Below are 5411 nucleotides of genomic sequence, written 5' to 3' on the forward strand. Positions count from 1 at the left end.
AAAGCAATGCAATCAGCAAGTGGCTCTGCGCCTGTCAACGGTTGCGGATAGCTCCAAGCCACTCTGGGTAAACATCGTTCGCTATCAAACAGATCCCAATAAAGGGCAGGACCTTTCCATTCACAAAAAGATCCACTACCTGCAGAAAGCAAAAATGTCTTGTCTACGTCGGGTATCTGTAGATAAAAGGCTGGAAGATGTGATATTTGCGGTGAAGCGTCAAGGCTTGCGTTGCACACGCACAGGTGCGGAAATCATGCCTTGTGGAAGTACAACTCCTCTTATCGCTGCTTGAGCCAGCTTGAAAAATACATCAGTGTTGTCCATCACACCAGTGAATGCATAGGCCCCGGGACCAAAGGCAGATAAAGGAACGTCAGTTGCGGTGTGTGTGGCGCTGTCTCCAGGCACCTGGCCTGTGATCATGTATTTACCTTCTTGATCACGCGCTAAGAGGCCAGACGGGTATGTGGACAAGGGCTCTTGTTTGGTGAAAGGCTGTTGGTTGTCCTGCAGGGGTTGCGGGTTGGTTCGGAAGTCTTCCATACGGTCTGCGTTGGAACCATAGCCTACCAATAATCTGTTGTCGATATCAGTGGTTTGGGGATAGCCGTCAGCGTCGATCTTGTATTTGGGAAAGCCCGCTTGCTCATAAACGCCAACCACTTCATTGCGCAATGCCGTGCCGCTTCCTTCCCGCACCAGGGCTTGAAGACGCGAGTCGCTTACTTTAGAGCCGCCAATGAGTGCTACCCCAGCACATTCGTGATCGGCAGTGACAATAACGAGGGTATCTGAGCGGCGTTGTGCATAAGCCTTCGCAAGGGCGATGGCACGGTCAAACTCGATGATGTCTAGTAACCAGCGCTCAGTGTCCATCGCATGAGCCTGCTTGTCGATAGATGCGCCTTCTACCATCAAAACAAATCCCTTTTGATGGCGGTCTAGGATAGCCAATGCTTTGCCTGTCATTTCGTCGAGCATTGGCTGGTCGGGAAAACCGTAATCGTCAACGACACGACCACTTTGACCTAGGGCTTTGGCGCGGCGACCATCAATTTTGTCCAATGCCACATTCATATTGGAAAGCGCAAACAGGCCCAATAAGCGATCTGTTGTTGCTGGGTCAATTGCGTCTAACGAGCTTTTATCAGAAGTGTAGGTAAACCCTGCGGCTTGAAAGTCGGCCAAAAGATTGCGATCTTTGTCTAGACTACCCGTGGCTGCGCCCCAGCGTTTGACAATGTCCGCGGTGTGGGCGTCGGTGTTCGAGAAGACATAGTCTGTACGGTCACCGCGAGCCGACCCAGGGGTCGATGCTGGTAAAAACCATTTGCGCCCGCCACCCATCAACACGGTAAGTCCTGTCAAACCTCGGTCGTCCAAATACTGGTCTACGATACCTGTACCAGCACCCCGGTTGCTGGTGTGTACAGCATTACCAGCAGGCGTGGCGTCAAAGACATCAGCAGTGGTCACCAATCCCAGCGCTTTTCCTTGGGTGCGATGAAGGTATTCGCTGAGATACTCGATGCGTGGATTATCGAACGCGTCTAATGTGTCATCAGGGAAAACGCCCTCAGAGTTGTTGTTATTCTTATTTCCAGAAACATAAGCGGTCATGCCGGGCGATGAATCAGTTACTATCGAATTAAGCGATGCTGTCTTGACCATACCTGTCACCGGAAAGGTATCCATAGCCATGGGTGTGATAGCTTTCCCCTGCGCGTAGCCGCCAGCCACAATGCGTGCCGCAGTGCGCTGCGCAGCGCCCATGCCGTCACCCAACAAAACGATGATATTTTTTATTTTTTGTCCACCTTTCACAAGCGCTACAACTTCAAAGTTACCTTGGACAGTAACTGTCTGACCGTCGCTTTGCGTGGCGCTTACACGAAAGGTATGAATACCCGGTGTGTCAACGCTAAATGCGCGCACGGTAGCCAATGCTGCGTTGGCTGGTATTCCTTTGATACACAGTGTTTCGCAGTTTTTCAACGATGTGGTGGCATTGATGTCTTTACCGTTCAAGGAAAAGGTTGCGCTGACAATTTGCTTTTCAGCCGCATCAGGACGAATGGTTGCCTGCAAATCAAAACGCTGACCTGGTAGAAATCGGGCGATCACTGGCGCAGCTTGACCGCTACTGAAAAGTTCACTTGGCGGTGTAAGTCGCGTGACAGTGGGTGCTGCCTGCATGCTTGGGCTAGCTAGGCAAGACATGGCGATTAAAAAGAAACGGTGTATTTTTGAAAAATGTTGATTCATGGATGATTTACTAAAGAGATTAACGTTGGCTTGAGGAGACTAACAATGCGCTAATGTTTGTGTTGCATGGAATGTTGGTAGTTGAGATATTCAAATCGATTCATGGTCCGAGTACCGACCGAAGGAAGTCTTAACCGAACCCAAGAGACTCGACCATCTAGGCTTTCTTTTGGGCCCACGTCAAGCTCGCCCACGACATCAATCATCCCTCGGGTGTATGCGACAAAGCTGTCTTGTTGCTCAGGGGCAAGCTCTACAAGTACCGTCGCAGGCGGTAAATCGTCGGCCTCACCATCAGCATGTTGGCTCATAAGAACCGGACGCTGCGCAAGCAAGAACTGGCCTGCTGAAACTTTTTCTTGCTGGACCATGTAGCCAGCCAGTCGCACCTGTCGGCCTTGAGCTTGCAGCAGTTGCTCTTTCAATATCAAGCCACCTGAGCCTATTGGACGTACAAAAAAATCGCTAAATGCCAACGTGACAAGTGGGGTGTCTGGAGTTTGTGCTTTTACAGAACTCACATTCAGTAAAGCTATGAAAATGGCGGAAGTGATAACCAGCCCGACAAGTGCTGAGTCAAGTAATTTTATGAAACGAACAACCATTAAATAAATTCGAGCTGCAAAGTTTGAATAAAGAAGACAAATCATTTGAAAAATATATTAGCACTACCTTATGACAAAACATAACTTTAAAGTATCTCTACTTGAATTGAGAAATCCAAAATAACAGGTGTTTACGGTTGTAAATTAGCTGGTGGTAAGTTGTATATTTCATCTAACTTTCTGGACAAAACAGTCAAATTTGGGCTCATTGCTCGCTATCTTACGGTCGAACTACCAAGCGCAGGCGCAGGCCTGGCTTCAGATTTTTGAAAATCGGAAACTTTTGGGCCGTGCAAGTTATCGTGACTTGGCGTACAAAGTGAGTGGCCTACGGAGTAGAGACCGTGTCATACATCGTGTAATTGTTTGCAATTGGTAGGCTACTCAAACTATGAGGTTGCTAGAAATACTATGAGGAATTAACATAAGTGCATGGTTGATTGGAGTTACTGTCCTGCTGTAGAACTTGCCCCCGAGGTTGTAAGCGGAGCTTGGGTGTTTCGAGGTACCCGCGTGCCTGTAGTTGCTTTATTCGAAAATCTTGAGGATGGTGTAACTGTCAACGAGTTTGTTGAGTTGTTTCCTGGCATAAATTTGATGCATGCCCGTAGCGTTTTAGAGCACGCCGCCAAAAGTACAGTGGTTCTTAACCTTGAAAATCTTATTTGATCAAGGGAGACCTGATCCATTAAGTGTTCATATATCCGATCACCGTGTGTCAACATCTTATGAGCTTGGGTGAGGGTTAGGCTTGCATCGTTTTCATCAAGCAATCTATTTAAGGCAGCGTGGTTTGTGTGCATGCGTTTAGCAAGCTCAGTTTTGGTAAATTTCTGAACTTTGATTTCTTTCTACCAAGCAATAACTCTTGAATGACTTACTTCAAATCACGGTAAAAATTTTCATGCGGTCCAACCGCCTCAAGATACACCAATTTAAGTTCCTCGCCGATTGTGTATCCCAGCAAGTAAAGCTGTCCTCGGCTTCGAAATTTATAAACATATATGGATGATAAATCACCTTTTTTCTTGTCCCCAATCTTTGGAGAAGCTTCAACTGTGGCAACTGCTGTATCTACATCCGAGGCAATGTTGTCATGCAGTTTTTTTTATTGACGCGCAAATCTGCGGCTCTGTAATGCTTGATACGTCATTTGCGGCTACGTGGTTGAAATGGAGTTGCATCGCTGCGTGGCTCTTTCATCGAAGCTAATACTTGCACAACAAAATCTACAGGTAATTCAGGATTGTCGATTGCAGCTCGCCCAACAGTTGCCCAAAACTCAATCTGACCAGCAATTGTTCGGTGTTCAGCTTTGGCTTCGCTTTTTGCTTGCTCTTATAGCTGGTTGTCAATTCGTACTGGCATACCCATAGTTAAACACCTTTGCTACAAATGTAGTTTAAGTTTATAGCTTGCATAAAATTTTCTCAACTGCTGTGTGGTGACGAAATATAAATTTTTGAAAATGTCACAAATCCTGTTGCATATCTTTGACTGCACAACTCGGACTCGAACTCAAATCTGCAAAAGTTCGACTCCATGTATGGGTGTAGCGTTAGAGACGTAAAGGATTGGCCTCTTCGTCGCGGAGCTTGATTAGATCCGCAGCTGTCAATTCAACATCTTTGCCGTCAAGTGAGACAAGGATACTGGTGTTGGTTTTGATAGCAAGATCTTCGGCTGATCGAACCGCACGAAGCATCGCGGCATATGAGCCTGCTAAATCTGGGTCTGATGACGTACGGATCTCTTTGGGATTCATTTGTTGCTCCAGTCAATCAATTTGGGTGGGCGGTGATAGCTGTCAAAGATGGCCCAGGAATCAACAACCTTGCGGTAACGCTCGTGAAAATTTTCCAAGCCTGCTAAAGCGTCGGCGAATCACATCTTCAGGAATGTTGTGCCCACCTTGCAGAACACGGCGTGCAACCCTTGACACTGCAATGTCTTCATTGGGCAGCAACAAGAACCAGAGCTTAACTTGGTAGCCATGAGCTTGGCACAAGGCTATCTTTTTCAAGTAGACCATGCCAGACAGCGTGGTTTCAAACGCAAAGCTGTGACCAGCATCCACGCACTCATCAATTTCTTCCAGCATCAAGCGGCCAGCCTTGAAGGATGCAGTCTCTGGATTGAACGGAGCCAAACCCGCAGCGATCAAGTCGGCGTTGATAAACCTAAAGGTTTGGGCTTCAGCAGGTAAAAAGTCACGGGCAAATGTGGTTTTGCCTGCGCCGTTGGGTCCTGCAATGATGATGATTTTTTTCAAATCTAAACGATTTTTTCTAGATTTTATGCTCTGAAGGGCTACAGATGCCTAAAAACAAAAAAGGGCATGTAAGCCCCGTGTTTGTTGGCTCCTCGACCTGGGCTCGAACCAGGGACCTACGGATTAACAGAAATCCAGGCTCGTTAAATACCTATATAAATCAATGACTTACCTGTGAAAATAGCTGCCGTGTAATATTTCGTGTAATTGGTCAAAATTTGTAAATTACAAATTTTCCAGCGTTTTGGTCAAATTTGCACTTGTAG

At 46.9% G+C, this 5411-nt stretch carries 6 protein-coding genes and 3 pseudogenes; 1 reads left to right on the plus strand and 8 read right to left on the minus strand.

The features are described 5' to 3' along the window. From AC9UG7_RS05355 to AC9UG7_RS05365, 3 genes are all read right to left on the minus strand, one after another. Window positions 1-239 (minus strand): DUF427 domain-containing protein (locus AC9UG7_RS05355; RefSeq protein WP_509585225.1); only part of this gene is annotated, 239 nt, incomplete at its 3' end. Further along, window positions 220-2223: an alkaline phosphatase gene (locus tag AC9UG7_RS05360; RefSeq protein WP_509585228.1), complete on the minus strand. Its 2004-nt coding sequence runs from the start codon at window positions 2221-2223 to the stop codon at window positions 220-222. The genes AC9UG7_RS05355 and AC9UG7_RS05360, both read right to left, overlap by 20 nt. Window positions 2224-2318: 95 nt before the next feature. Beyond that, window positions 2319-2918 carry a hypothetical protein gene (locus AC9UG7_RS05365; RefSeq protein WP_509585230.1) on the minus strand — a complete coding sequence of 200 codons (600 nt, stop codon included), beginning with the start codon at window positions 2916-2918 and terminating at the stop codon, window positions 2319-2321. A 387-nt stretch (window positions 2919-3305) separates the two neighbouring features. Here AC9UG7_RS05365 and AC9UG7_RS05370 point away from each other — a divergent pair, with 387 nt between their 5' ends. Further along, entirely contained in the window at window positions 3306-3542 is a 237-nt protein-coding gene (locus AC9UG7_RS05370) for a DUF433 domain-containing protein (protein WP_509585232.1), read from the plus strand. A gap of 68 nt (window positions 3543-3610) precedes the next feature. Here AC9UG7_RS05370 and AC9UG7_RS05375 read toward each other — a convergent pair. The 5 genes and pseudogenes from AC9UG7_RS05375 to AC9UG7_RS05395 form a co-directional block, all read right to left on the minus strand. Beyond that, window positions 3611-3724: pseudogene (locus AC9UG7_RS05375) on the minus strand (Fis family transcriptional regulator); the annotation flags it as partial. A 26-nt stretch (window positions 3725-3750) separates the two neighbouring features. Beyond that, window positions 3751-3975: a type II toxin-antitoxin system RelE/ParE family toxin gene (locus AC9UG7_RS05380; protein WP_509585238.1), complete on the minus strand. Its 225-nt coding sequence runs from the start codon at window positions 3973-3975 to the stop codon at window positions 3751-3753. Window positions 3976-4022: 47 nt separating this feature from the next. After that, window positions 4023-4199: pseudogene (locus tag AC9UG7_RS05385) on the minus strand (TA system antitoxin ParD family protein); the annotation flags it as partial. 232 nt (window positions 4200-4431) lie between these two features. After that, complete coding sequence (locus tag AC9UG7_RS05390) at window positions 4432-4638, minus strand: hypothetical protein (protein WP_509585235.1); 207 nt, start codon at window positions 4636-4638, stop codon at window positions 4432-4434. After that, window positions 4635-5145 (minus strand): annotated as a pseudogene (locus AC9UG7_RS05395) (ATPase). The gene AC9UG7_RS05390 and the pseudogene AC9UG7_RS05395 overlap by 4 nt, the downstream one beginning before the upstream one ends. Between the last annotated feature and the right edge of the window lie 266 nt (window positions 5146-5411).

It is taken from the genome of Limnohabitans sp., from assembly GCF_046052765.1.
GTDB lineage: Bacteria > Pseudomonadota > Gammaproteobacteria > Burkholderiales > Burkholderiaceae_C > Limnohabitans.

Coding starts and splice junctions, on each gene's coding strand:
- AC9UG7_RS05390 (WP_509585235.1), bottom strand. CDS start 4,638: ATGAATCCCAAAGAGATCCGTACGTCATCAGACCCAGATTTAGCAGGC.
- AC9UG7_RS05370 (WP_509585232.1), top strand. CDS start 3,306: ATGGTTGATTGGAGTTACTGTCCTGCTGTAGAACTTGCCCCCGAGGTT.
- AC9UG7_RS05360 (WP_509585228.1), bottom strand. CDS start 2,223: ATGTCTTGCCTAGCTAGCCCAAGCATGCAGGCAGCACCCACTGTCACG.
- AC9UG7_RS05365 (WP_509585230.1), bottom strand. CDS start 2,918: ATGATTTGTCTTCTTTATTCAAACTTTGCAGCTCGAATTTATTTAATG.